Origin of the sequence: Pseudomonas entomophila (assembly GCF_018417595.1) — a bacterium.
GTDB lineage: Bacteria > Pseudomonadota > Gammaproteobacteria > Pseudomonadales > Pseudomonadaceae > Aquipseudomonas > Aquipseudomonas entomophila_C.
Map to the genome: position 1 here is coordinate 3,079,267 of NZ_CP070982.1, position 25,314 is coordinate 3,104,580.

The 25,314-nt window shown below is 63.2% G+C and carries 18 protein-coding genes and 1 pseudogene; 6 read left to right on the forward strand and 13 right to left on the reverse strand.

The genetic code is table 11. The features are described 5' to 3' along the window. Nucleotides 1-139 precede the first annotated feature (139 nt). Nucleotides 140-2,230 (reverse strand): putative bifunctional diguanylate cyclase/phosphodiesterase, encoded by a 2,091-nt coding sequence (locus tag JYG34_RS13670; protein WP_213656944.1) that lies wholly within the window; start codon nt 2,228-2,230, stop codon nt 140-142. 310 nt (nt 2,231-2,540) lie between these two features. Here JYG34_RS13670 and JYG34_RS13675 point away from each other — a divergent pair, with 310 nt between their 5' ends. The 4 genes and pseudogenes from JYG34_RS13675 to JYG34_RS13690 all read left to right on the forward strand — a co-directional run bounded on the left by JYG34_RS13675 (nt 2,541) and on the right by JYG34_RS13690 (nt 5,285). Beyond that, complete coding sequence (locus JYG34_RS13675; protein ID WP_213656945.1) at nt 2,541-3,008, forward strand: hypothetical protein; 468 nt, start codon at nt 2,541-2,543, stop codon at nt 3,006-3,008. Nucleotides 3,009-3,522: 514 nt separating this feature from the next. Next, nucleotides 3,523-3,678 (forward strand): hypothetical protein, encoded by a 156-nt coding sequence (locus JYG34_RS13680; RefSeq protein WP_213656946.1) that lies wholly within the window; start codon nt 3,523-3,525, stop codon nt 3,676-3,678. Nucleotides 3,679-3,819: 141 nt separating this feature from the next. After that, nucleotides 3,820-4,098, forward strand: a pseudogene (locus JYG34_RS13685) (transposase); the annotation flags it as partial. Nucleotides 4,099-4,787: 689 nt separating this feature from the next. Continuing rightward, nucleotides 4,788-5,285: a hypothetical protein gene (locus tag JYG34_RS13690; RefSeq protein WP_213656947.1), complete on the forward strand. Its 498-nt coding sequence runs from the start codon at nt 4,788-4,790 to the stop codon at nt 5,283-5,285. 365 nt (nt 5,286-5,650) lie between these two features. Here JYG34_RS13690 and JYG34_RS13695 read toward each other — a convergent pair whose 3' ends face one another. Both JYG34_RS13695 and JYG34_RS13700 read right to left on the reverse strand, forming a co-directional pair. Then, the gene (locus JYG34_RS13695) at nt 5,651-8,143 is read right to left on the reverse strand and encodes a hypothetical protein (protein ID WP_213656948.1); all 2,493 of its coding nucleotides are present in this window, start codon (nt 8,141-8,143) and stop codon (nt 5,651-5,653) included. 162 nt (nt 8,144-8,305) lie between these two features. Further along, on the reverse strand, nt 8,306-9,175 hold the full coding sequence (locus JYG34_RS13700; protein WP_213656949.1) for a LysR family transcriptional regulator: 870 nt from the start codon (nt 9,173-9,175) through the stop codon (nt 8,306-8,308). 249 nt (nt 9,176-9,424) lie between these two features. Between JYG34_RS13700 and JYG34_RS13705 the strand changes: the two genes are divergently transcribed. Next, nucleotides 9,425-10,417 (forward strand): NAD(P)H-quinone oxidoreductase, encoded by a 993-nt coding sequence (locus JYG34_RS13705; RefSeq protein ID WP_213661187.1) that lies wholly within the window; start codon nt 9,425-9,427, stop codon nt 10,415-10,417. 5 nt (nt 10,418-10,422) lie between these two features. On the opposite strand, the gene JYG34_RS13710 is transcribed toward JYG34_RS13705, so the two are convergent. The 10 genes from JYG34_RS13710 to JYG34_RS13755 form a co-directional block, all read right to left on the reverse strand. Continuing rightward, nucleotides 10,423-11,130, reverse strand: a complete 708-nt coding sequence (locus tag JYG34_RS13710) for a PA1136 family autoinducer-binding transcriptional regulator (protein ID WP_213656950.1) — start codon at nt 11,128-11,130, stop codon at nt 10,423-10,425. A 5-nt stretch (nt 11,131-11,135) separates the two neighbouring features. Continuing rightward, the gene (gene hchA, locus JYG34_RS13715) at nt 11,136-11,990 is read right to left on the reverse strand and encodes a glyoxalase III HchA (RefSeq protein WP_213656951.1); all 855 of its coding nucleotides are present in this window, start codon (nt 11,988-11,990) and stop codon (nt 11,136-11,138) included. Nucleotides 11,991-12,185: 195 nt separating this feature from the next. Next, nucleotides 12,186-12,761, reverse strand: coding sequence for a nucleotidyltransferase family protein (locus tag JYG34_RS13720; protein WP_213656952.1), 576 nt, complete (start codon nt 12,759-12,761; stop codon nt 12,186-12,188). Beyond that, nucleotides 12,758-13,729, reverse strand: coding sequence for an XdhC family protein (locus JYG34_RS13725; RefSeq protein ID WP_213656953.1), 972 nt, complete (start codon nt 13,727-13,729; stop codon nt 12,758-12,760). The genes JYG34_RS13720 and JYG34_RS13725 overlap by 4 nt, the downstream gene beginning before the upstream one ends. A 3-nt stretch (nt 13,730-13,732) precedes the next feature. Continuing rightward, nucleotides 13,733-14,944 carry a c-type cytochrome gene (locus JYG34_RS13730; RefSeq protein ID WP_213656954.1) on the reverse strand — a complete coding sequence of 404 codons (1,212 nt, stop codon included), beginning with the start codon at nt 14,942-14,944 and terminating at the stop codon, nt 13,733-13,735. Nucleotides 14,945-14,946: 2 nt separating this feature from the next. Then, nucleotides 14,947-15,486 carry a (2Fe-2S)-binding protein gene (locus JYG34_RS13735; RefSeq protein ID WP_213656955.1) on the reverse strand — a complete coding sequence of 180 codons (540 nt, stop codon included), beginning with the start codon at nt 15,484-15,486 and terminating at the stop codon, nt 14,947-14,949. Continuing rightward, the gene (locus JYG34_RS13740; RefSeq protein WP_213656956.1) at nt 15,479-18,310 is read right to left on the reverse strand and encodes a xanthine dehydrogenase family protein molybdopterin-binding subunit; all 2,832 of its coding nucleotides are present in this window, start codon (nt 18,308-18,310) and stop codon (nt 15,479-15,481) included. The genes JYG34_RS13735 and JYG34_RS13740 overlap by 8 nt, the downstream gene beginning before the upstream one ends. A 1,077-nt stretch (nt 18,311-19,387) precedes the next feature. Then, nucleotides 19,388-20,524, reverse strand: a complete 1,137-nt coding sequence (locus JYG34_RS13745; protein ID WP_213656957.1) for a glycerate kinase — start codon at nt 20,522-20,524, stop codon at nt 19,388-19,390. Between the two features lie 138 nt (nt 20,525-20,662). Then, on the reverse strand, nt 20,663-22,483 hold the full coding sequence (locus tag JYG34_RS13750) for a di-heme-cytochrome C peroxidase (protein ID WP_213656958.1): 1,821 nt from the start codon (nt 22,481-22,483) through the stop codon (nt 20,663-20,665). Between the two features lie 135 nt (nt 22,484-22,618). Next, nucleotides 22,619-23,713 (reverse strand): sugar diacid recognition domain-containing protein, encoded by a 1,095-nt coding sequence (locus JYG34_RS13755; RefSeq protein ID WP_213656959.1) that lies wholly within the window; start codon nt 23,711-23,713, stop codon nt 22,619-22,621. Nucleotides 23,714-23,875: 162 nt separating this feature from the next. Here JYG34_RS13755 and JYG34_RS13760 point away from each other — a divergent pair, with 162 nt between their 5' ends. Continuing rightward, nucleotides 23,876-25,204, forward strand: a complete 1,329-nt coding sequence (locus JYG34_RS13760) for an MFS transporter (RefSeq protein WP_213656960.1) — start codon at nt 23,876-23,878, stop codon at nt 25,202-25,204. The last annotated feature ends 110 nt before the right edge of the window (nt 25,205-25,314 follow it).

Genomic DNA, 25,314 nt, shown 5'->3' on the forward strand with positions numbered 1-25,314 from the left:
CCGGAGGGCACAGGGACTCTGGAGGGGGCGGAGCAAGTCCTATGCCATGAAAATAAACGTGTATTTTCAATGGCCTGAAACGACAAAGGCAGCGAACTGGGGCCTATCCCCCAGTCGCTGCCCCTGAAACGGGTGAAGCTCAGCTGACGGTGTGCCCGGCTTTCTTGCCGGCCTGCTCCAGGCGTTGCATGAACTGCTCGGGCGGCACCGGTTGTCCCAGCAAGTACCCCTGCAACGAATCGCACCCCAGGCGGGTAAGGAAGTCCTGCTGGCGATCAGTCTCCACGCCTTCGGCAACGATGCGCAGACCCAGTGCCTGGCCCAGGGCGACGATGGCCGAGACGATCGCCGCGTCGTCGCTGTCCTGCTCCAGGTCGCGGACGAAGCCTCGGTCGATCTTCAGCTCGTTGGCCGGCAGGCGCTTGAGGTACATCAGGCTGGAGTAGCCGGTGCCGAAGTCGTCGATGGACAGGTCGACGCCCATGTCGGACAGGCGCTGCAGCACCGTCAGGCTGGCGTCGGCATCGCGCATGGCGGTGGTTTCGGTGATTTCCAGGGTCAGGCGGTTGGCCGGCAGGCCATTGTCGTTCAAGGCCCGGGCCACGCTGTCCACCAGCCCCGCGTGGCAGAACTGGATCGCCGACAGGTTGACCGCGATGCGCCAGTCGTCGTGGCCCTGGTCCATCCACTGGCGCATCTGCCGGCAGGCTTCGCCCAGCACCCATTCGCCGATGGGGATGATCAGGCCGGTCTTCTCGGCCAGGCCGATGAAGCGGTCCGGCAGCATCAAACCATGCTGCGGGTGCTCCCAGCGCAGCAGCGCCTCGGCACCGATGGGCTGGCGCGCGGCGGCGTCGAACTTGGGCTGGTAGTGCAGGCGGAACTGGCCCTGCTCCAGTGCCGTGCGCAGGTCCTGCAGCAGTTGCAGCTGCTGGCGTGCGTTGGTGTTCATCGAGGCGTCGAAGAAACTGTAGCCGTTCTTGCCGGCGCTCTTGGCGTGGTACATGGCGGCGTCGGCGTTGCGCAGCAGTTCGTGCTGGTCGGCGCCGTTGCCCGGGTACAGCACGATGCCGACGCTGGCCGTCAGCTGCAGGTCGTGCTCGGCCACGCGGAACGGCCGCGACACCAGGTTGACCTGCTTGACCGCCACGCCCATGGCGTCGTCCGGCTCGCCCAGCTCCACCAGCAGCACGAACTCGTCGCCACCGATCCGCGCCAGGGTGTCCTGGCTGTGCAGGTGCCCGCGCAGGCGCGCCGCCACGGCCTTGAGCAGCAGATCGCCGACATGGTGGCCGAAGGCGTCGTTGACCGGCTTGAAGCCGTCCAGGTCGATGAACATGAGGGCGAAGCAACCGCCCTGCTCCGCCACCCGGCCAATGGCCTGGTCGATGCGGTCGGCCAGCAGGGTACGGTTGGGCAGGCCGGTCAGGGTGTCGTGCAGGGCCAGTTGGGTGAGTTCCTGGTTGGCCAGGGTCAACGAGCGCGCCAGCTCCGCCGTGCGCGCCTCCAGGCGGGCATCGAGCACCGAGGTCAGCAGCGCCACCGCCAGCACCGCGAGGGTGGTGATCAGCACCAGGTAGTCCAGGCCATCGCCGGCCAGGCCGTCGACCAGCGCGCCGCAGTAGCTGCCCGTGGGGAAGTTGGCCGCGGCCATGCCGGTGTAGTGCATGCCCACGATGGCGATACCCATCACCACCGCCGCCAGCCCGCGGAACTGCCGCACGTAGGGTGTGTGCTGGCGCAGGCGGAAGGCGATCCACAAGGCTGCAGCCGAAGCGCCGACCGCGATGCCCAGCGAGGCGCCGAACAGAGTCGGGTCGTAGTCGATGCCCGGCTGCATGCGCAGCGCGGCCATGCCGGTGTAGTGCATGCAGGCGATGCCACTGCCCATGATCAGCGCGCCAAAGCCCAGTTGCTGCCACGGCAGCCTCGGCTGGCTCACCAGCCACAGGGCGAAGCCCGAGGACGCCACCGCGATCAGCAGCGACAGCGCCGTCAGCGTGGTGTCGTAACCCAGGTTGATCGGCAGGCTGAACGCCAGCATGCCGATGAAGTGCATCGACCAGATGCCGATGCCCATGGCGAAAGCACCGCCCAGCATCCACAGGTGCACCGCGCGGCCCTTGGCGGTGGCGATGCGCCCGGTGAGGTCCAGGGCCGTATAGGAGGCGAGAATGGCCACGCACAGCGAGATCAACACCAGCGAGGAGGAGTAGCTACCGATCAGCATTTGCACTTCCAGGAACAGGCCGAGGGAAGGCCCTGAAAAAGCCGATGATTGTACTCAAGCTTTGGCGAAACGCACGGGGTTTTCATGCGGTGGAACGGATCCAATCGTGGGGTTTTCGCCGGGCAAGATCAGGTATATGCAGCGTTCCGGGTGGGCCTATCCCTACCACTATGGCGTCTGTCGGCAAGCGCGCGGCGCCAGCAGGTTCGACCTGTTATTTTTGCCAGTTGTCGTAGGCGCCAGTGTTGCGCATGCTCATTTCACCCGCTTTGCAAAGGAAGGCTTAAAGTTATAGCGGCGGCGTTGGCAAATGCCGATTGATCGTTATCAATATTTGTTGGCTGCGGAGCTTAATATGAGTGAAAAACCTTATGCAGACGAAAGCGCAATAGGGGCAGACCAATATATGGGTCGTGTTACTGCCCCCAGACATCACCCACATATTCAGCGGGGCGCTTTTTTCCCGAACTACTTATCCGAAGATTTTGTGGGCGATAAAAATAGCACTACACTGCGAGCATACGGCAAATTCTATAAGCATTTTTCCGATAACCCAAACTATTATATGTACGACACCTACATGCAATACATCAGCATCAAAGTTCCAGCAGAGCTGTGGGAGGCAGCAAGACTGGCAGCAAACTTACTTGCCATCAGTGAATACTCTTCAATATTCTATTTGACTCACGAGAGAGAGCAAGTTTACAGTGTTAATGAAATATCCATCGGAACGATTCCGCCTTTCGCTCCTAAACCTGTACAGGTAGCAAACCCTTGAAGCACCAGGAGCTCTCCGACCAAGTCAGCACAGGTCAGGCAGCCTGTGTTGACTTGTTCAGCGTTTTCCCAAACGGCCAACCTAAGCAAAGTGATCATAGAGCTGTCTGCGGCTGGGCAATTGATCACAGTGAGGTGGCTAATCTCATATCCTGGGGGTTTTGCGCATTCTTTCGGGCCGTTACCCTGTAATCGGCACCAATGCGATCTGGCTGACCACCGAGCCGATGGACTTGTGCGCCGGTACCAAAACGACACTGCCTCAGGCGCTTCCCATGTTCGGTGCAGCGACGCCGCACTGCGCTTACCTGTTCGCCAATCGCCCGCGCCACGCGCATGAAAAACCTGGTACATGGCAGTGTCGTTATCTGGCTGGCAACTTGACCAGATGCCCCCCGGAAGCGCTTCTCGCCCGGGCCGAACACACCCTGCGGCAGCGCTCCCAAGTCGATGCCATGGGCAAGAAAACCCATCGTCTTGAGACGAGTAACGAATAGCTCGCCTTCGATATCGCCATGCTCAAACGGCATAAGTTCGCCAAGTGCAGCGAGCAACTGAGTCCTTATCAAGGCCGTCTGCTCGACGAGCTGCTCGATACCAACATGGCCACAGTCGAAACCGAACTCCAGGTGGTCAACCCATCTGCCGTACCAGCCGAACTTCGTCAGTAGCCTAAATATGCACCCTCGCCACCACGGTTTGCCCGCAACGTGTCCACCTGCTCGCTGTCGCTGGGCACAGCTCCATCGTCCAGCTAGCGCATCGCTGGCACTTTGTCGATACGCCGGCGTTGGCGGCCGCCGGTGCATTGAGTGTTTCGCCCCGTTGACGCAACCTCGACTCAAACGACCAGGGAATGCACGGTAGGGTCAAGCCTTAGGTACTATTTCGGCATGAAGGCCCATATCGGCGACGATGCTGAGTCGGGTCTGGTGCGTTACGTTCACGGCACTGCGGCGAACGTGGCCGACGTGACGGAAGTTGCACATCTACTGCACGGCACAGAAAACGTCATCTGTGCCGATGCGGGCTATACCGGCGTTGAGAAAAGAGCGGAGCATCAGGGGCGGCCAGTGATCAGGCGATTCGCACAGCATACAGCCGCTGAAGGGCTCAGCCCTTCAAGCCATTGCCCTGGCCAGATGAAGCGAGGGAACTGGGTGTATCGACATCGTGCAATACCCACTGTCCTCCACGTCAAGCACGACGACGCAATCACGATGCCGCTGCAGCAGCGAACGTGCCCCTTCAGCCCTTCCCAGTCGGGTCAGCTCGGTCCGGAATCTCCAACCAAACAGCAGTAGGGTTCGCCGAGCAAGATCAGGCCTCTGCGGCGAGCGCCTGTACCAAATGGTCGATCACCACGCGCTCGCGGGCGGTGTGGCACAGGTTTTGGTGGGCCACCGTCCGTACCTCACAGGGTCTGTCGGCAAGGGTACAGCCCAGCAAGTTCGAACTGTTATTTTTGCTAGTTGTCGCAGGCGACGATGGCGCGCATGCTCATTCCAACCGTTTTACAACGGGAGACGTAAAGCTCAAGGGCAGCCAGGCGAAACAACTTCGACATATAGATGTAGGGTTTAAAGGTGCGCCATGCCTATGAGTGCTAGGGTCTGTACGAAAAGTCTTGAGACGAAGGTCAGGCAAGGCGAAAACAGCCGAGGAAGCGGAGTTTACGGGTTGTAAATGAGCATTCCGAGGCTGTTTTCAACGCAGCATCACCGAGTATCAAGGCTTTTCGTACAGAGCCTAACAACACTTACCACTTAAGGAGCCAGACATGAACAACAGTCCTCGTGAAGCCGAAGACCAGGGTAAAACAGCAGAAAACCCTATTTTTAATGACGTCCCCTTTCCACGGGACGACATATACATTAAACCACACACCCTTATTCCGTGCTATTTATCCGTGGATAGCACTACCGAAAAAGACATGACACTGAGCGCACAGGGCAAGTTGTATTACAACAACGCACACGACCAGGACAACTTCATATACAAGGTCTCACTTGAAAACATCAGAATCAAAGTCCCAGAGCGTCTAGTGGAAGATGCAAGATTAGCAGTAAACATGATCGTCAACGGCATAAGAAACTCCTCTGTTTTCCATATGAGTTTAATTGAGGGTCGCATTTACCTTGCTACATTCATTAGTACTGGGACCATCCCAGATATCCGCCCTTTAAATTTGACGTGCCCTGAACCACTCGCAAAAAACCTAGCACTCCGCATGGCTACTTTTGAATGTTCTAGGTGCAACCAGATGCCCCTATCTTAAACCCCCTCAGCGGAAAACCGTAAAAAGTCGATAAATCTCAAAATAAAAAGTGCGCCCTTCCTCAGGGAAGCGCTTCTTTACGGAAGCACTTTTCCCGCCGCAGCCAATCGATGCCTGCGCACCCTCCACAAACGCCAAAGCGCAAACCCTGTGAGCAGACTTGCGTATTACCTGCTCACGGGAGCGGGCCTTCATACAGCCGAACACGCGCCCTCACCTGGGTGCAGCAGAGCGACTCGGATCATTCAACTCTTGGCAGTGCGGCACCACGTTTTCCTCCACCCTGCCCTTTTCGACCTGTTTAAGCAACATCGATTCAAGGGACCAGGCTATCCACGAGCACCACAACACATAGTCAAGCCAGATCAATCCTTCGCTTTATCAGGCCTGGTAACCACCGTTGACATTGACGCCAAGGGCGATTCCATTTTCAACGCTACGCTGAACTCAACCGAATCCACCTTCGTGTACATCGTCCAGCCCAGTCCAGAGGAGGAGGTCAACGACCTAGCACAATCATAGCCAGGGAGCACATTCACTCGCGACTCTACTTTGAGCATGCTGCATTGGTAGGCTTTACCAGCCAAAGGACTTCCGACCTTCGGAAGCACTCGAAAAAAATGAGTCTTTGGTGTGATACGCAGCAGAGGGCCGGCGACCGGAACATGATCAAAATACAGGTTCAATTCATCCTGCAGTTGCTCAGAGATCAGCATCACTTCCGGTATTTCCACTGATTTTTTGAAGCCCTCCACCTCAACCCCCAAGGCAAAGGTACCGCTTTGGGTATTACCTTTGCTCCGCGTCCAGCTGAGGAGGCCAGCAGTGTTCATCGATTCTGCGTAATCATAGGGCGGTTCTACTGGCACCTGGTCCTTGGCCAGGCTATCCGGTATGAAGATCAGTGCCCCCTTCAATGCGGTTTTCCCCAACGGGCTGTGAATATCGTCCCTGGGCTCCAGTGTGATCGTGCTGATGTTCTGCCGATACATGACTATCAAGGTGCTGCCCACCTCTTTGTCATCGATGCATACACGCGCCTCATCACTTAGCACACTCGACATCAAGAATGCCTGCTCCAGCTTCAGCGGGGTCGAGAAGTCCGTCACCTCCACCCTCAAGCCGAACTGGCCACGGGCCTTGGCGGGGTCGATCGTCCAGGTGACATCGGTTTCTGGAGCCAGGTCGCATCCTTTATCGTAGGGCGGGTCGGCAGGCAAGGATGCTTGCTTCAGGTTCGCTTCAAGCTCAACGAACTTCAGCGTGGCAGAGAGCCCCGCCAGCAGCAGCGGGCTGCCAGCCTTGGGCTTGAGGCTAACCCGCTTTGACTCGCCGATCCAGAAGTACGGCGACAGCGGGGTTCCGTCGTTGGCGTTGACCAGATCAGCTTCGTCTGCCAGGTTTTGCGAAAGCAGGATCACGTGCGCCAACTTCAACGTGGTGTCGAAGGTCGACACATGGACATCCAGGGTGCAGGTGCCGCTGAACGCCAGTCCTTTCAGCTCCCAGCTCTGACCGCCCGCCTCCAGCGGCTGTTCTTCTTTGAACTTGGGCTCGGCTTCCACGCTGCCCGGCTCCAGCGTGCCCTTGGTGAAGGTCATCCAGCACTTGTATTCCGTCTCTGCCAGCGGGCTGCCCGTCTTGGGTTTGAGCGTGATCATGCGAGGGTTATTGCGCCGCAAGATAACTGGAGAAAGTACCTCCTGCTCGTCAATCAGTACGTCAACCTCATCCACCAGGTTGGCCGACATCTGCGCCCCCTCCAGCACAAACGGAAGGTCTATGCTCGGTGTTCTCGCGAACAAGGCAAAACGCCCGCTTACCATACCGCCGGTGATATCCCAACTGAGCCCTTCCTCAGGCATCGGTCGCTCGTAATCGGGATCGTCGGGACCGGGAGTGAAGACAATCCCCAACTGGCTTTCATCTGGCCACGCCAGGCTGACCGCTTTGCCGATGAAATAGCTGTCCGCTTTGGGCTTCAGGGTTAGCTTGTGCTTAACCTTGCGAGTCAATCTCATCGCCAGCGCCGTGGGAGGGATGAGCGACCCACGCTCATCACGAAGCTCCACCTCCAGTTGATCAGGCCAAGGATTCGTGGCGAAGACAGGTACTTCCTGGCTTAACTCGTTGCTGCACTCATCCAGCTCATCTATGCAGTAGGCGCTGAAGGTCACGCTGTGGGCAGCACCAAAATCCTCTGGCTTGGGTGCGTACACCAACGTCGCCGTCCCATTCGCCGCGGTCGTGGCTTCTGCGTAAACGTTGCCATTGAGTGTGAACATCACTTTCTTCCCTGACAGGAGGCGGCTACGGTCGAAAAGGCTCTCTACCGTCGCAGTCAAGGTTGTCTTGGTGAGCGGGTCGACAATCGGTACCACTCTGTCCCATTCAAGTTTGGCAACTTCATAATGGAAATCGCCCACCTGCGCCAAGAACTCATATTTCCTGGCCTGCCAGTAACTGCCCAGCCCCAGCTTAATCTCACCCGATACCTCCTCGACCCCAGCCTTTGCCGTCAGCGTCCATTTGGCTCCATCTACGGACAAGACCTGGTATTGACCCTCATCATCCACGCCAGCTTCGGATTTCAGGGGAGGCGCCATGTGCGAGAAAAATGTGCCTGCGTCTGCCGAGTTGCCCGCCATCCACAGCACACAAAGCTTCTGCCCAGCCCAGGTACTGCCTTCAGGCGCCTTGATTTCCAGGCGATGCGGGGCACCACGGCACAGCTTGAACGGCAGCGTGTCCTGGACGATTTCCTTTTTCGGCGATACCACGATCAGTCGCCCGGGCGACGTGACAGGCTTGGAGGCTGAAGAGGTACTGGCGTCTTCTGGGGTTTCACATTTGGACATGACGGTCTCCGGCGTGTGTATACACGGCTTTCCGAAGACTGTATCGAGCGGGGCAGCCGCTAGAAACTGGCAAAAATATCAGGTGATTAGCGCAGCATACAGCCCTTCACGTCATTGCCTTGGCCAGATGAAGCGAGGGAGCTGGGTATATCGACATCAAGATCAGGCCTCTGCGGCGAACGCCTGTACCAGATGGTCGATCACCACGCGCACCCGGGCGGTATGGCGCAGGTCCTGGTGGGTCACCATCCACACTTCGTAGGGTTTTGCCCGTGCGCACTCCGGCCAGATCCGCTGCAGGCCATCAAGCGAGCCAAGCTCCACGGGAATCTCGCCGATGCCCAGGCCCTGGCCGATCGCCCGGCGCAGCATGAGGCTGGCATTGGCCGCCAGTACCACCCGGCCCTCGCCGATGGGCACGTCTACCAGGGTGGGCTGGGCCTGGCCGCGCCAGTACGGCTCGTACACCACCAGTTCGTGGCCCTCGAAACTGCCGACGGCCGGCATGCCCCGGCGCTGCACATAGTCCGCCGAGGCGAACAACCCCATGGTCCAACTGGCCAGCTTGCGCAGGATCAGGTCGGGGTTGTCCGGGCGCTGGTTGCGGATGGCGATGTCGGTTTCGCGCTGGGACAGGTTGACGATCCGCGAGCTGCCGCTGAGCACCACGCGGATATCGGGGTGCTCGCGGTGAAGTTGGGCCAGGGCGGGAATGACGAAATCCTGGGCCAGCGAGTCGGTGGTGGCGATGCGCACTTCGCCGGCCAGTTCGTTGTCGGCACCGCCGATGCGGCGGGTCAGTTCGAGGGCGGCCTGCTCCATTTTCAGCGCCATTTCCACCGCCACTTCGCCGATGGCGGTCAGCTGGTAGCCGGCCGGAGTGCGCAGGAACAAGGTCGAGCCCAGGTCCGCTTCCAGCGCCGCCACCCGCCGGCCCACGGTGGCCTGGTCGACCCGCAGCACCCGCGCGGCGCGGCGCAGGGTCTGTTCGCGGCTCAGGGCCAGGAGCATGCGGGCGTCGTCCCAGTTCAAATGATTGACTCCTGTCTGTAGGAGCGGGTTTACCCGCGAATGCGTCGGTGAGTCCACCATTGTAATCGCGGGTAAACCCGCTCCCATAGGATCATGTACCCAGCCTGCCTGAAGAGATTTCGCAGCGCGGCGCCGCAAAATCGCCGCGCGACCGCCTCGTGGTTGTTCCCTACCCTGTCATCCAACGGGCCACCCAGGCCCTTGTTCAGCATGATAGAGGTTCCCATGCGTCACATCATCCCATCCCGAATGATCGCCATCGACATCCCCCACCCCGGTGGCCCGGAGGTCCTGCAACCCACCCCCCGTGACACGCCCCGCCCCGGTCCACGGGAAGTGCTGGTCCAGGTCCATGCCGCCGGCGTCAACGGCCCGGACCTGCTGCAACGCAAGGGCCTGTACGCGCCGCCACCCGGCGCTTCGGACATTCCGGGCCTGGAGATCGCCGGCAGGGTCGTCGCCCTCGGTGAACAGGTCAGTCGCTTTGTCATCGGCGACGCGGTCATCGCCCTCGTGCCGGGCGGCGGCTACGCAGAGTACGCGGTGGCCGACGAACGCACCACCGCGCCGCTGCCGGCCAACCTCACCATGGTCGAGGGCGCGGCCCTGCCGGAAACCTTCATGACCGTCTGGGTCAACCTGTTCCAGCGCGGTGGTTTCAAGGCCGGTGAGTCGGTACTGGTTCACGGCGGTGCCTCGGGCATCGGCACCACCGCCACGCAGTTGGCCAAGGCCTTCGGCGCTTCCAAGATCTTCACCACGGTCAAAGATGCCGCGCAACAGGCCGCAAGCCTCGAACTGGGTGCCGACCTTGCCATCGACTACACCCGCGAAGACTTCGTCGAACAGGTGATGCGGCATACCGACGGCCAGGGCGTGGACGTGATCGTCGACATCATTGCCGGTGACTACGTCGCCCGGAACTTCAAGGCCGCAGCCATGGACGGGCGCATCGTGCAGATCGGCGTGGTCAAGGGCCCGGCCACCGAGGTCGATCTGTTCCCCTTGCTGGTCAAGCGCTTGACCCATATCGGCTCGACCCTGCGTGCGCGCAGTATCGACGACAAGGCGGCGATCCTCGCCGAATTGCAGGCCAAGGCCTGGCCCCATGTACATAGCGGTGCGGTGAAGCCGCTGATCCACGCGACCTTCCCGCTGACTGCCGCGCGTCAGGCCCATGAGCTGATGGAGTCTGGCCGGCATATCGGCAAAGTGATGCTGAACGTGGCGCACCAGGGCTGAAGCGTTCAGCCCAGCACACCACTACCCAGGGCAACCTTGATCGCCTGGGCGGTGGTGGCGACACCCAACCGGCGACGGGCGGCACGCAGGTGGTTCTCCACGGTGCGCACCGACAACCCCAGGGCCGCGGCGATGTCGGCCTGGCGCTGGCCGGCGGCGGTCCAGGCCAGTACCTGCCGTTCGCGCTCGGTCAACATGCCGCCCTCCTGGCCGACCGGTGCCTCCAGCAGGCGCCGGGCATTGTGGAACGCCGCATTGGCCAGCAGCGTCAGGCACAACCGCGCAGCCAGCGAGGCGTCGATGCGCAGGCCGCCAAGACTCATGGCCCCTTCCAGGCCGGCCGGGCCGAACACCGGCACCTGCAGGCCATGGATCCCCGGCCCTGTTGGTGTGCGTACCACGCGGTAGCGCTCGCCCTCCTCGCCTTCGCGTTTGCTCCAGAAGAATGGCGCACGCGCCGCCAACAGGTGCCGCGTCACTGGACAGTGACGCACGTAGGTCTGCGCATCGACCCGTTGCCCGTCGCCGAACCAGTCGCCCTCCACCCAGTGGATACGCTCGACCACCTCGTCCCGCGCGGCACTGGCGCTGAACAGCACGAAGCGGTCGTAGCCCAGCGGCCGTGCGACGCCGCGCACGGCCGACTGGATGACCGCTAGCGTAGTGGCCTGTTCGATCTGCCGGATCGCCGGCACCACCTTGTCGAAAGACATGCCGCTCACCCGCCGTTGACCGCCTTGAGCAAGGCCGCCGCCGCCAACTTGCCCAACGCGTTGCCGGCCAGCGGGCTGTCGCCGGTGAGCAGCTTGCGGTCCTGGTGGACGGCGCCGGAAATGCCCTGGTTGATGATCTCGACCCCCTGGGCTTGCAGGCGTTCGCCGAACTTCCAGGTCAGATGGCCGGGCATGTAGCCGATCTCGGGGGTCTTGGCATCCAGCTCATCGGGGAAGGCGCAAATCTTGTAGCCGTCATGGAGCCTGCCGCCGGCCAGCAGCGCTGCCGGGCCATGGCACAGGGTGATGACGAACTTGTCGTTGTCCGCCGCCCATTGCAGCACATGCCCGACCTCCTCGCTTTCCGGCAGGCCGATCAGGGCGCCGTGGCCACCGGGGATGAACACCCCCAGGTAGTCGGAGCCCTCACCCAGGGCGCTTGCAAGCACATCCGCAAGCTTGCGCGGCTGCCTGAACGCCTGGCGGTAGCGGTCGAACAGGCCCAGCACCTCGGTGTCTTCGCCGGGCATGGCCCAGTACTCGAACTTGACCGGGTTGCCCGACAGGGTCGCCACATCGAAGGCGAAGCCGGCCTTGTCCAGGTGGTACATGGGCAGCAGGGTTTCCACCGGGTGGTTGCCGGTGGAGAACAGCGTGCCGTTGTCGGTGAGCAGGTAGCGCTCGTCGGCGCCGATCAGCAGGATTTTCCAGCGGCCGCCCTTGTAAGCATCGGGATAGTCGGCGCCGCTGAGGTCGGACTTGCTGGAGGTGAACTGGCTGAGGGAATACGGCGAGGGAAAGAAGGCATTGTCCTCGGCCGGGTCGGGGGTGGTGCGTTTGTCGTCGTTGGCGTTGGCCATGGTTGTGCTCCTGTGCCTGGGTGGTTGACCGAATCCATGCTAGGAGGCCACCGGATGAGCGGCAATGAGGGTTTTCCCTCAATGGTGGGTCGCGCTGTCCCTGTAGGAGCGGCTTTAGCCGCGATCACCCGCGAAGCGGGTGCCAGGCACAGCGTCGCCTGCATCGCGGCTAAAGCCGCTCCTACAGAAGTCCCTTTACAACGATCGTGCAGTTAGGGCGGCAGGCGTATCGACGTCGCGCAATACCCCAGTATCGTCCACCTCGACCACCCGCAGTTGCTGCCGATGCCGTTGCAGCATCGAACGTGCGCCCTCGTCACCGGCCAACCGGGTCAGCTCAGGCCAGTAAGTGCGCCCGAACAGCACAGGATGCCCGTTCTGCTCTCGATGACGTGGCACCACAATGGCCGTTGGACTGACCGCCTCGATCAGGCGACAGAAGGTCCGCGCCTGAATCCAGGGCATGTCGCCCAGCACGATGGCCACGGCTTCGGCGGCGCAATCGTCGAGCGATGCTACGCCGGCCGCCAAGCTATGCCCCATGCCGCGTCCCGCCTCAGGGCTGACCACGATGCGACAACCCGTCGGCAGCCCCAAGTCCTCGGCCTGCTCGCCAGCCCGCAGCACCACGCGCACCTCATCGAACACCGCCAACGCGCGTTCGACACTGTGCTGCAACAGGCTACGGCCATCGGCCAGCAACGCACGACGCTTGTCGCCACCGAAGCGCGACCCCTGCCCCGCCGCCAATACCAGCGCGACGACGCTCACAACGCCTCGCGGGCAACGCCGCTGCGGGTACGCAGGATATCGGCCAGCACCGCCAAGGCGATCTCCGCCGGGGTCTTGCTGCCCAGGTTGAGGCCAATGGGCGCGTGGATGCGCGCCATCTGCGCGTCGCTCAGCCCGCCGATACGGCGCAGGCGTTCACGGCGCTTCTCGGAGGTCGCGCGCGAGCCCATCACGCCTATATAGAAAGCTTCGGTCTGTACGGCTTCGAGCATGGCCAGGTCATCGATCTTCGGGTCGTGGGTGAGCGCCACCACTGCGGTGTCGCGATGGCAGCCGCCATTGGCGATGAACACCGACGGTAGCTCGCGACGGAGTTCTATCCCGTCGAGCACCACGTTGTCCATCACCTCGTCCCGTGGATCGCACAGTACCACCTCGAACCCCAGGCCCTTGCCGAACTCGGCGCAGAAGTGCGCGACGCTGGAGTAACCTGCCAGCAGCAACCGTTGGGCGGCACCGACACGAAGGCGTACATGGCCTTCGCCCAGCTCCACTCGCGGCCCCTGGCTGTGGTCGTCACATACATGACGTTCGCCTGTAAGCAGGTCGACCTCGCGCAGCAGGCGACGGCGCCCGAGCAGCGCCGCCTGCAGCTCGCCGAGGTGGGCCTGGGTGGCGCAGTCGCCGGGCAGGTTCTCCACCAGCACGTCGAGGATGCCGCCACAGGGCAAGCGGATGTTCGAGCGGCTGTCGCTGCCATCGCCATAGCGCACCACCGCCACCGCCTCGACGAACTCACCAGCGGCGACGCGTTCGAGGAAGTCCTCCTCGACGCAGCCACCGGACAGCGAACCGACCCAGTGCCCATGATCGTTGACCGCCAACAGCGAGCCCGGCGCACGTGGCGCCGAGCCGTAGGTACAAAGCACCGTGCACAACCAGACGCGCAAGCCATCACGCGACCACTGCGCCGCCTGTTGCACCACCTGCAGGTCGAGATGCTGCACGGGTCAGTCCGCCTTCAGCTGGGCCAGCTGCTGAGTGGTCAGGTCGCCCGGCAGGCCGCCCCAGGCTTCGCGCAGGTAATTGACCATGTCGGTCAACTGCTGGTCGTCGAGCTTGTCGGCGAAGCCCGGCATCGGCTGCATGCGCTCGAAGCCGGTGAACTGCTGCTCGCGGATACCGTCGACGATGGCCTTGACCAGGTTGCGCGAATCGGCCTGGCGCAGGATGGTGTTGCCCTGCATGGCCACGGCGATGTGCGGCTTGCCCTCGCCTTCGCCGCCATGGCAGCCGGCGCAGACGTTGAGGTACTGCTGGCGGCCTCGCTTGGCGCTTTCACCCATCGTCTCATGCGCGACGGCTTGCACCACCTTGGCCGCCGGCGGCTGATCACCCAGCAGGTAGGTGGCCATGGCCGACAGGTCGCTGTCCTCCAGGTGCTGGGTGCTGTGGTGCACCACCGGGTACATCTCGTTGAACATGCTGCCCTGGGCGCTCATGCCATGCTTGAGGAAGGTGGCCAGGTCGGCGTGGTTCCAGCCGCGATCAGCCAGGTCCTGGGCCAGCAAGCTGGGCGCCAGGTAGCCCTGCAGCAGGCCACCGGTCAGGCGCTTGTCCTGTTGCAATGCACCGATGGGGTTACGCGGGGTGTGGCACTCGCCGCAATGGCCGAGCACCTCGACCATGTACTGGCCGCGCTTCCACGCCTCGCTGTTGCCCTTGCCTTCCTCCAACTGCACGCTCTTGCCGTACAGCATGTTCCAGCCCATCAGGCCCAGGCGCACGTTGAACGGGAAGCTCAGGTTGGTCTCCGGCGCCGGGCGGTTGATCGGCGCCACGGTCTTGAGGTAGGCGTGGATGGCATCGGCGTCCTCGCGCGGGATCAGGTGGTACGAGGTGTAGGGCATGGCCGGGTACAGGTTGGCGCCGTCCTTGCGCTTGCCTGCGGTGAGGGCGGCGAAGAACTCGTCGTCGCTGTAGTTGCCGATGCCGTACTGTTTGTCCGGGGTGATGTTGGTGCCGTAGATGGTGCCGAACGGCGAATGGATCGGCAGGCCGCCGGCATAGGGCGCGCCAGCTTCGGCGGTGTGGCAGGCCATGCAGTCGGCGGCGCGGGCGAGGTACTCGCCGCGCTTGACCTGCGCCTGGTCATCGGCCTGGGCGCTGAGCGCCAATACCGCGCCGATGGCCATCGCCAGGCCACTCAGAACTTGCTTCATGCTCAACCCTCCTTGACCAGGCCGAGGTCGCCCAGCACTTCGCGGGTGGCCTCGTAGTAACGCACGTAGCCGGTGCAGCGGCACACGTGATGGCCAAGGCTGGCCTCGATGGCGTCCTCCAGCTCGCTCTTTTTCAGCGGCTTGCGCTGGGCCTTTTCCACCAACACCGTGGCGGCGTTGACGAAGCCCGGTGCGCAATAGCTGCACTGGAAGGCAAAACGGTCGACGAACTTCTGCTGGATCGGGTTCAGCTCACCAAGGTTGCCGGCTTCGTCGAGCTTGGCGTGGCCTTCGATGGTACGGACCTTCTTGCCCTCGAAGTAATGCGCGCCGGTGATGCAGGTGCGCACTTCCTCGCTGGTGCCGTCGGGGTTGTCGACGATCACCACGCAGGCGTGGCAGATGCCCTGGCCGCAGCCCAGGCGCGAGCCTGTGAGGTTCTGGTATTCGTGCAGGTAGTCGATCATCGCCAGGTCATCGGGGACCACTTCGGTGACGACAGGTTGACCGTTGAGGGTCAGTTGCAGCTTGCGGTCAGCCATTGAGGGCCTCCTTGACTCGGGCGGGGGTGATGGGCAGGTCGCGCACGCGCTTGCCGATGGCGTGGGCCACGGCATTGCCAATGGCGCCGACCACCGGGATCATCACCACTTCGGCGATGCCTTTGGACGGGTCGGTGGGTGACAGCGGCGGCAGGATCTCCGACGTCTGCTTCCACACCGCCACATGTTTGGCCATCGGCAGGCGGTAGCGGTTGAAGTTCCAGTCGCCCTCGCCCGGGCCGCCCTCGTACAGCGGCATTTCTTCCAGCAGCGCGTGGCCAATGCCCATGGCGATACCGCCTTCGAGCTGGCCCTTGACCAACTCCGGCACCAGCACCCGGCCGCACTCGACCCAGCTGTGGTGGTTGAGCACCGTCACTTCGCCGCTGCCCTTGTTCACCTTGACCTCGACGATGGTCGCCACCGGGCTGTAGTAGGTAACCATGGCGTTGTTCAGCTGGGTGGCCGGGTACTCGGCGTTCTGCCGGTCCAGCAGGTGGAAGCCGTTGCTGTTCATCTGCGCTTTCTTGGCGTTCACCGCGCCGTCGCCGTATTTGACCGCCAGGGCATCGAGCGGCAGGCGCTCGCGCACGCCGTCAATGACGAAGTCGGCCTCGGCCCAGCTCCAGCGGTTGAAACCGTGCACGCTGGCGCCAGTGACCAGGCCCATTTCGTGGGCCTTCTTGGCAAGCTCGGCGAACGGGATCGGCGCCAGGCCGTTGCCGGTCAGCACACCGTTGACCCACACCGCGTTCTCGCGACGCACCACCAGCGGGTTGGCCTGGCCGCCATACGGACCTTGGCTCCAAATCGCCATGGCCGCCGGCCACAGGCCATGGTTGAACAGCACGCGGGCCGCTTCGCGGGTGGCGTGGCTGAAGTAGAACGCCGAGTTGGTCGCCGATGACGGCGAGGCCAGCTTGCCGACCCAGCGCGGGTCGCGCAGCGCGGTGTCCTGCTCGGCCTGGCTGATCAGGTACGGGTTGCCGCTGGTGCTCAGTTGCAGCTCGGGCCACTCGGTCTGGGCGGTCTTCACTTCGTCGGCGACGCGGCCGAGGAAGTCGCTGACCACCAGGGCCTGGGAGGTCGACATGCCAGTGCCCAGCTCGGTACCGATATGGCGCAGGGTGATGCGGCCATCAGCGGTGAACTCGACAGCCGCCATCGGTGCTTCAGAGCCGGTGCCGAAATCCTTCTGGGTGATGGCGAAGCCCACCCCATACCAGTTGTCATGGTCCTTGGCGTCCTCAGCTTGCTTGCGCGCCTGGCGGTTCTTCCACCACTCATGCTCGGCGGCCTTGTCGAGGATTTCGTGCAGGCGCAGGGCGCCGGCGGGCACCGCGCCCTGGGTGTTCTTCATGCCCGACTTGAGCGCGTTCTTGCGGCGCAGCTCGATGGCATCCACACCCAGTCGGTCGGCGATCTCGTCGACCATCATCTCGGTGGCGGCCATGCTCTGCAGGGTGCCATAGCCGCGCATGGAGCCGGCCTCGACGCCACGGGAGTGGTAGGCGGTCACCGACAGGTCGTTCTGCGGCATGTAGTAGATCGACTGCGCCGCGGTCGCGCCCACGGCGGCCACCGACGGGCTGTAGTTGATGCGCCCGCCGCCGTCGACGGTCATGTCGGCGCGGAAGATCTTGAAGCTCATGTCCCGCTTGTCGACGGCCAGCTGGTAGCGAATGTCGAACGGATGGCGCTTGATGCCGCTCTGGAACTGCTCGTAGCGGTCGTTGGCCAGGCGGATCGGCACGCCGGCGCCGTACAGGGCAGCAACGGCGGCGTAGAACACGAAGATATTGTTGTCCTTGGAGCCGTAGCCGACGGTGTAGCCGGGGTGCATGTTCAGGTGCTTCAAGGCGAAGCGCGACGGCTTGATCATGTGCACGCATTCCTGCGCCACTTCGAACGGGCACTGGGTGGCCACGACGAAATGCAGGGTGCCGGTGGCCGGGTCGTACCAGCCGTTGCCGTTGTCCGGCTCAAGGGCCGCAGGCTCGATCGACGGGGTCTTGTAGCGCTCGTCGAACAGCAGCCAGTCTTCGGGCGGCTGCTTGAGCTGCTCGTCGATGCGCTGGGCGTAGAACATGCCCTGCTCGGTGAGGGTGCCGTGCTGCTTGGGCTCGGCGGTCCATACCGGTTTACGGGCGAGGATGGTGGGGAACAGCATGGTGTTCTTCAGGCTCGAGTACTCGTCCTCGTCGAACGGTGTCTTGCCGCCCACGCGCACGAAACGGAAGCTGCCGTAGGGGTCGCGCTGGTACAGCGGGGCCTGGGCGCCGTAGCGGATCGCCTTGTCGTTGAACTGCAGCTTGAGCTTGGCTTTGCGGAAGCGTTCGAAGTCGTTCCAGATCAGGATCGCCACCGGATGGCCGATGAACATCGGCACCTGGCCTGGTGGCAGCAGCGGGTCTGGCGAATGAGCTTCGGGCCAGGCGATGCCGTCTTTCTTCAGGTCGTCGGCGGTGACGATGCGGTCGGGCTGCAGGTCGGCGCCGAGCAGCGACAGGTCGTAGCCTGCGTAGATGCGGTCGGCCTTGGTGGCCTTGAGCAGCATGGCGTGGCCTTGCTGCTGCGGCCAGCCGGGCATGTCCTTGGCGCGGATGTCGCGGGCGAAGACTTTGTTGCCGCAGACCTTGGACAGCGCGTCGTTACGGAAGCGTGCCTTGCCGTCGTGGTTCATCCACTTTTGCGGCGAGGTGGTGACCTTGTTTTCCATCAGGGCGGCGAAGGCCTGGCTGCCCAGCGGGGCCAGGGTCACGCCGACACCGGCGATCAGCCCGCCTTGCAGGAACGAGCGCCGGGAAATATCACGGTTGGACATGGTTGATCCTCTGGGCGGTCGGGCGCCGCCCATGCTTTGTTCTGGTGCTGTGAGACACGGAGGGCGCGCAATTTCACAAAAACTGACCTTTAAGTCAAGATGCATGACTTGTTGCATGTGATTTAGTCAAGCAGACAACTTGTCGCGGGCTGGGGGGATTTGCCGGTGGCTTCGGCTTCGGCTTTCAGAGTTTGGGTTTCGGCTTTTGTAAGCATATCCATTGGCGATGGAGACGCTGATTCACCTTTCCGCCCTTACGGCGGCCTACTTTTTTCCTGGAAAATGTAGGCAAAACCGCTCGCTCCATCATCCGTCCCGCTCACAGCGGGATCCCCTCATGCCTTTGTTGCTCCCGTGGGTACCGCGCTGAACGCCCCATCCTGGGGCGCAGCGCTCGACGGCCATCCATGGCCGTCGCCCCACTACGCAAGAACTCCGCTCGGCCTCCTGAAGTCGCAATGGGCGGCGCCTGAACTACCGCGCATAAAGATCAAAAGCCGGGCGAGGCGCTGCGCGCTCGCAGAAGCAAAGAGCAAAGAGCAAAGAGCAAAGAGCAAAGAGCAAAGAGCAAAGAGCAAAGAGCAGAAATTTTGATAGCTATGCAGATCTTTCATTGGTGGATTGTTTGTGCCATTGGTTCGCCGGCAAAGCCGGCGAATGCGTATTACAGGCCAAGATTAAGCAACTAGCGATAGCTGCGCCTGCTCAGGCGCCGCCCGTAACTTCGCGACTTCAGGAGGCTGAGCGCAGGCGTCTGGAGGGCCAGGTGCGCAGCACCCTTCGGCGTTAGCCGAAGGCGCGAGATGTAGACTTGCGCAGCAAGTCGTAGGCCGCGCGGGCCCGGAAGGCGCCGGAGCGAAGGGACCCGGAGCGTAGCGTAGGGCCGTATGATGGAGCGAGCGGTTTTTGGTTACTTTTGGCCAAGACCAAAAGTAACCCGCCGTAAGGGCGGAAAGGTGAATCAGCGTCTACATGGCAAACGGATATGCCAACAAACTGAAGAACCAACAACAACAACAATCATGAAGCCCATACATAGGAGCGGGCTTTGCCGGGCATCGCCAGCAAGGCTGGCTCCTACGGGCGGGCCACCTGCCACAACCGCGCCACATCCCCTGCCCGCGCCTTGAGCAGCGCCCCGGCCTCGGCGCACGCCTGCTCCAGGGTCATCGGCCCACTGGCCAGGGCGAACGCGGCATCGATGCCATGGGCATACAGCTGCTCGTAACCTGCACCGAGGGTCCCGGCCAGCACGACTACCGGTACACCATGCTGCTTGGCCACCCGCGCCACGCCCAGCGGTGTCTTGCCGCGCAACGTCTGCGCATCGAAACGGCCCTCGCCGGTGATCACCAGGTCGGCGCCCTGCACCAGGGCATCCAGCCCGGCCAGCTCGGCGACGACCTCCACGCCAGGGCGAAAGCGCGCGCCCATGAAGGCCTTGGCCGCAAACCCCATGCCGCCGGCCGCGCCGCTGCCCGGCTCTTCACGTACATCCTTGCCCAGCAAGCGGGCGCAGTGATCGGCAAAATGCGCCAGGGCTTGGTCCAGCGCCTGCACCTGCTCAGGGCTGGCGCCCTTCTGCGGGCCGAAGATCGCCGAGGCGCCATTGGGGCCGCACAGCGGGTTATCGACATCCGCGGCAACCTCCACCTGCACTTCGGCCAAGCGCGGATCGAGATCGTTGGCGTCTATCCGCGCCAACTGCGCCAGGGCCAGGCCGCCCTCGGCCAATGGCTGGCCGTCGGCATCCAACAGACGCAGACCCAGCGCACGCAACATGCCGCTACCACCGTCGTTGGTGGCGCTGCCACCGATGGCCAGGACGATCCGCCGTGCGCCAGCGGCCAAGGCCGCAGCGATCAGCTCACCGGTGCCCCAGGTGCTGCTGCGGCAGGCATCGCGTTGGGCGCTGGGCAGCAACTGGATACCGCTGGCCTGGGCCATTTCGATCACCGCCGTGCGACTGTCGGGCAGCCAGCCCCAACCGGCCTCGACGCGCTCACCCAACGGGCCACGCACCTGAAGGTGACGCAGCTCGCCATGGCTGGCGGTGACAATCGCCGCCATGGTGCCTTCGCCACCGTCTGCCATGGGGCATTCGAGCAGCTCGGCCTCGGGCCAGACCTCGGCCAGGCCGCAGGCAATGGCTTGGGCGACACCGGTGGCGTCGAGGCTGTCCTTGAACGAGTCGGGGGCGATGACGATCTTCATGGGATTCTCCTGTCCTGATGGCCGCATGCTGACAGGTACGACTTACCTGCGCTTTGGTCGGATGCACAAAACAGGAAGTGGCGTGTTTGGGCGTTTCCAACACACCGGGGCCGAGCAGTCCGCCCGGCCCCGCGCGCCTCACAGTGTTTTCAGGTATTCGAGCAAGGCCATGCGCTCCTCGGGCTTGAGTGCACCGACACCATAATCATGGCCCGCGTTGCTGTTGCCACGCAGCGTGGTGTCGAAACGAAAACGGTTGCCCTGCCCCTCGGTGGCGACGAAACCGACGTTCTTCGGGTCGAACTCGGTCGTGCCGGTGTAGAACACCTTCATGCGCTGCTCCGGCGGCAACAGCAGTTCATTCAGGCTGGCGACAGAGCCGTTGTGCAGATAGGGGGCGGTCGCCCAGATGCCCGTGAGCGGCCGTGCCTTGTAGGCCAGGGTCGGCACACTGGCCGCAGCGTTGTAGCAATTGATTTCGCGCAGGTCCTGCTCGTCCTTGGCTGTGAACAGCGCGCGGTTACGGAAACCTGGCACGCGCTCAGGTTTCACCGGGACACCCAGGAAGCCCCCGGCGACCAACTCGGCGACATCGTCGCGCTGGCCCAGCAACGTTTGCTTGACCGTTACCGCCAGCATGTTGGCGACCCGATCATAGGGCTGGACAGGCTGCGATTTCTCGCCCTTGAAACCCGGTGCCGACATGCCTGCCAGCACGCCGGCATCGGACTTGTACTGATAGGCGTTGCAGGCCATCCCCGGGTCGGTGCCGATGCGTTCGGGGGACTGGGTTTCCTGGCTGGCGATCGTCACCATGTGGGCCTTGATCGGTGTGCGCAGGTCGGTTCGGTCGAGCTTGACATGGCAACTGTCGCACTTGAGGTTGCCGTACAATCTGGCGCCGGTGGCCACCAGCGCCGGGTCGGGCACGCCCAGTACCGCATCGGGCCAACGCGGTGGCTTGAGCGTACGCAAGGCCTCCTCGAGCACTTCCAGGTTCTTCACCTTCACGCTGGAGACGAAACCGTGCAGCCATTTAGGGTCCTTCACGGGCACCACATCGGCGAACACGCCGATCACCTCACCGACATTGCGCCCCAGGGCACCCACATCGATGCTCTGGTGCTTGAGCACGGTCAGGCGCTGGTTCTGCACCATGCCGTTCCACTGCACCTTGTCATGCTGCGGCACGTTCCACAGGAACGGATAGCTGACCGGTGCGTCGGCGGGGTTGGCCTGCGGGTTGGGCGCGCCGCTGATCTGGCTGACTTTGTTGAGAATATGGCCAACCGCATCGAGTCGCCCGGGGCCGTATTCGACGGCATTGCCGTTGAGTTCGCGATTGCGGGCATAGAACGCGTTGAGCCGCGCCAGAGACTGCATCAGCTGCTGGCGGTTACCTCGGGTGTCCTGGTCACCCAGCACGGCCTGGGCAAAGCGCGCGAACTTGGCGGCGTCGCGTTCGGTTTCCCGCATGGCGCGCTCCATGTCGTTGAAGAACGCCTGGAAGTCCGCATTGGTCGGCCCGCCCTGGACCACCATGGCCTGCCCGTTGTAGCGCACGGTGCTGGTGTGGCAGGCCGAGCAGTTCATGCCTAGCCAGGCCTCCCGGTCACCCTGGCCGGCGTACCAGCGCAAGCGGGTGTAGGACAGGTGGCGGTCATTGTTGTCGTCTGGGACGAAGCCGGCCGGCAAGAGCAACGCCCGCCCCTGATACTGCGCCTGATAGGCCGTGTAACCGTAGCTGGTCAGGTTGCGCTCGGTGATGAAACGGCTTTGCTGCCCCGGAGCCTCCAGCGCTTCGGCCCAGGACAGCGGTACGTAACGCGACCCTTGCGATAGCTGCTGCCAGTTGCCGAGCGTCTTCCCATCCCAACCTTGGTCCAAGTCGACAGCATGCACGGTCGTTGCCAGTGCAAACAGCCCCCACAGCAGCGTCACCTTCCCCGATTTGCGCATCGCGGCAACTCCTTTGCTCGTCCAGATCAGCGCAATGTAGTCCAGCAAATGCGGGACACCAGGGTAATGGCATTACAATGGCGGCATTAGCAGATCGTAGCGCTAGCAAGAATCAGAGGTGCCTGCGACGCGCTCTCATGCCGAGATCAGTTGCAACCCCAGGTAAAGACTGAGCATCCCCTCCATCCGCAACGGATCCACCTCGCTCACTTCGGCAATCCGCTCCAGGCGGTAACGCAAGCTGTTGCGGTGGATCCCCAGGGCATCGGCACAGGCCTGGCTCTGCCCGTCATGGGCACACCAGGCGCGCAGGGTGGCGAGCAGCTGGCCGCTGCTGTCCTTGGCACGAATGCGCTGCAACGGCTCGAGCAACTCGTCCAGGGCATCGTCATTGCGGTGCCGCCAGAGCAGCGCGGGCAGGCGGTAGCGCGCCAGCGAGAGCAGGCACTCGCGGGGCAGCACTTCACGGCCATAGGCCAGCAGGTCGCGTACGCGCCGATAACCTCGGCGCAATTGCTCCAGGCTCTGTGCCGGGCTACCCAAGGCCAGGCGCTCAACCTCCCAACCATGACGCCGTAGCCGTTCGATCAGCCGCGCTTCATCCAGCGCCACGCCCGCTGGGCGGCACCACAGCAGTGATTGCCTCGCCGGGCTCACGCACCAGCTGTCCGGGTAACGACTCATCAGCCACGCCGACAACGCCTCGGCGGGCGGCCCCGATTGCAGCTCGAACAGGCAGGGAATGCGTGGCAGGTTGGGCTTGAGCCCCAGTTGCTGGGCTTCATCGACCAGCCGCGGCGAATCGCCGCTGCCGCCCAGGAGCAAGGCCAGCAGGTCGTCGCAACGCTGGCGCCGCCACTGCTGCTCCACCTGCAGGTGACGCTGGGCCAAGAGCATTTCGGCGGTCATGCGCACCAGCTCGCCATAGGTGCGCAATTGCTGTGGATCGCCGGTCAAGCCCAGCACGCCGATCAGTCGGCCATCGAGCATCAACGGCAGGTTCACGCCGGGCTGCACGCCCTTGAGGCACTTGGCGGCCTCCACGTCGAGCTCGACGATCCGGCCGTTGGCCAACACCAGCTGGGCGCCTTCGTGACGGGTGTTGATGCGCTCGGGCTCGCCACTGCCGAGGATCAGCCCCTGGCTGTCCATCACGTTGACGTTGCACGGCAGGATGGCCATCGCCCGGTCGACGATGTCCTGGGCCAGGTCGTGGTCCAGCTCGAACATGCAGGGTTCCTTGCAGTGGCGGGTTTTGGTCGGCGGCACAGCAGCCCGCGCCCCAGGCTGTGCGAAAGCACAAAGACAGCCGCGCTACACTCCCCGAGACTCTTCGAGGCGAGCGCCGGAACAGGCGACGCGGCGACAACCATAACAAAAGAGAACCCGATCATGGCACACAGCCCCGCCCTTGACCAAGGCACCGAGATCACCCGCGACGCGCTGTACCGGCGTGTCACCCTGCGGCTGATCCCGTTCATTTTCATCTGCTACCTGTTCAACTACCTGGACCGCGTCAACGTCGGCTTCGCCAAGCTGCAGATGCTCGACGCCCTGAAGTTCAGCGAAACGGTGTACGGCCTGGGGGCCGGCATCTTCTTCATCGGCTACGTGCTCTGCGGCCTGCCCAGCAACCTGGCGCTGAACCGCTTCGGGCCGCGGCGCTGGATCGCGCTGATGATGATCGCCTGGGGCAGCCTGTCCACCTGCCTGCTGTTCGTCACCACCCCCACCGAGTTCTACACCCTGCGCCTGCTCACCGGCGCCGCCGAGGCCGGCTTCTTCCCTGGCGTTGTGCTGTACCTTTCGCGCTGGTTTCCGGCTGATCGCCGTGGCCGGATCATGGCCCTGTTCATGTCGGCGATCCCGGTGTCCGGGCTGCTGGGCGGGCCGTTCTCCGGCTGGATCCTCGACCACTTCGCCGCAGGCCAGCACGGCCTGGCCGGCTGGCAGTGGATGTTCCTGATCCAGGGCCTGCCCACCGTGGTGCTGGGTGCGCTGGCGATCGTGCTGCTCAGCGACGGCTACCAGAACGCCGCCTGGCTGAGCCCGGCCGAGCGCCGGATGATCGAGGCCGACCTCAAGGCCGACGCCGCAAGCAAGCCCGCCACCACCGGCGACAGCGTGCTTGCGGTGCTGACCAACCCGCTGATCTGGACCTTCGGTTTCGTCTACTTCTGCATTCAGAGCGGCGTCTACGCGATCAACTTCTGGTTGCCGTCGATCATCAAGAACATGGGCTTCGACAACCCGTTGCTGATCGGCTGGCTGAGCGCTATTCCGTACCTGCTGGCCGGTGTCTTCATGATCATCGTCGGCCGCTCGGCGGACCTGCGCAACGAGCGGCGCTGGCACCTTGTGGTGCCGATGCTGATGGGTGCCCTGGGCCTGCTGATTGCGGTGAATTTCGCGGCCAACCCGACCATCGCCATTCTGGGGCTGTCGATCGCCACCATGGGCGCGCTGACCGGCCTGCCGATGTTCTGGCCGATGCCCACCGCGCTGCTCAGCGCCGGTACCGCTGTGGCGGGCCTGGCGATCATCAACTCGGTGGGGCAGATGGCGGGCTTCCTCAGCCCCTATCTGGTGGGGTTCATCAAGGACCAGACCGGCTCCACCGATGCGGCACTGTATGCGCTGGCGGGGTTGATCGTGCTGGGTAGCCTGGTGGCCCTGCGGGTTTCGCGTGCGGGTCGCCCCGCCTTGGCCCGCGCCGACTGAGTTCGCCGCCCTCTCCCTGTGGGAGCGGGTTTGCCTGCGAATGCGCCAGTGAATCCACCGACGTATTCGCGGGTAAACCCGCTCCCACAGGAGTCGCGTCAAACCCGAGC

Excerpts from the sequence above, each read along its gene's own strand:
- JYG34_RS13670 (WP_213656944.1), bottom strand. The coding sequence starts at position 2,230 with ATGCTGATCGGTAGCTACTCCTCCTCGCTGGTGTTGATCTCGCTGTGC.
- JYG34_RS13675 (WP_213656945.1), top strand. The coding sequence starts at position 2,541 with ATGCCGATTGATCGTTATCAATATTTGTTGGCTGCGGAGCTTAATATG.
- JYG34_RS13680 (WP_213656946.1), top strand. The coding sequence starts at position 3,523 with ATGCTCAAACGGCATAAGTTCGCCAAGTGCAGCGAGCAACTGAGTCCT.
- JYG34_RS13690 (WP_213656947.1), top strand. The coding sequence starts at position 4,788 with ATGAACAACAGTCCTCGTGAAGCCGAAGACCAGGGTAAAACAGCAGAA.
- JYG34_RS13695 (WP_213656948.1), bottom strand. The coding sequence starts at position 8,143 with ATGTCCAAATGTGAAACCCCAGAAGACGCCAGTACCTCTTCAGCCTCC.
- JYG34_RS13705 (WP_213661187.1), top strand. The coding sequence starts at position 9,425 with ATGATCGCCATCGACATCCCCCACCCCGGTGGCCCGGAGGTCCTGCAA.
- JYG34_RS13710 (WP_213656950.1), bottom strand. The coding sequence starts at position 11,130 with ATGTCTTTCGACAAGGTGGTGCCGGCGATCCGGCAGATCGAACAGGCC.
- hchA (WP_213656951.1), bottom strand. The coding sequence starts at position 11,990 with ATGGCCAACGCCAACGACGACAAACGCACCACCCCCGACCCGGCCGAG.
- JYG34_RS13730 (WP_213656954.1), bottom strand. The coding sequence starts at position 14,944 with ATGAAGCAAGTTCTGAGTGGCCTGGCGATGGCCATCGGCGCGGTATTG.
- JYG34_RS13735 (WP_213656955.1), bottom strand. The coding sequence starts at position 15,486 with ATGGCTGACCGCAAGCTGCAACTGACCCTCAACGGTCAACCTGTCGTC.
- JYG34_RS13740 (WP_213656956.1), bottom strand. The coding sequence starts at position 18,310 with ATGTCCAACCGTGATATTTCCCGGCGCTCGTTCCTGCAAGGCGGGCTG.
- JYG34_RS13745 (WP_213656957.1), bottom strand. The coding sequence starts at position 20,524 with ATGAAGATCGTCATCGCCCCCGACTCGTTCAAGGACAGCCTCGACGCC.
- JYG34_RS13750 (WP_213656958.1), bottom strand. The coding sequence starts at position 22,483 with ATGCGCAAATCGGGGAAGGTGACGCTGCTGTGGGGGCTGTTTGCACTG.
- JYG34_RS13755 (WP_213656959.1), bottom strand. The coding sequence starts at position 23,713 with ATGTTCGAGCTGGACCACGACCTGGCCCAGGACATCGTCGACCGGGCG.
- JYG34_RS13760 (WP_213656960.1), top strand. The coding sequence starts at position 23,876 with ATGGCACACAGCCCCGCCCTTGACCAAGGCACCGAGATCACCCGCGAC.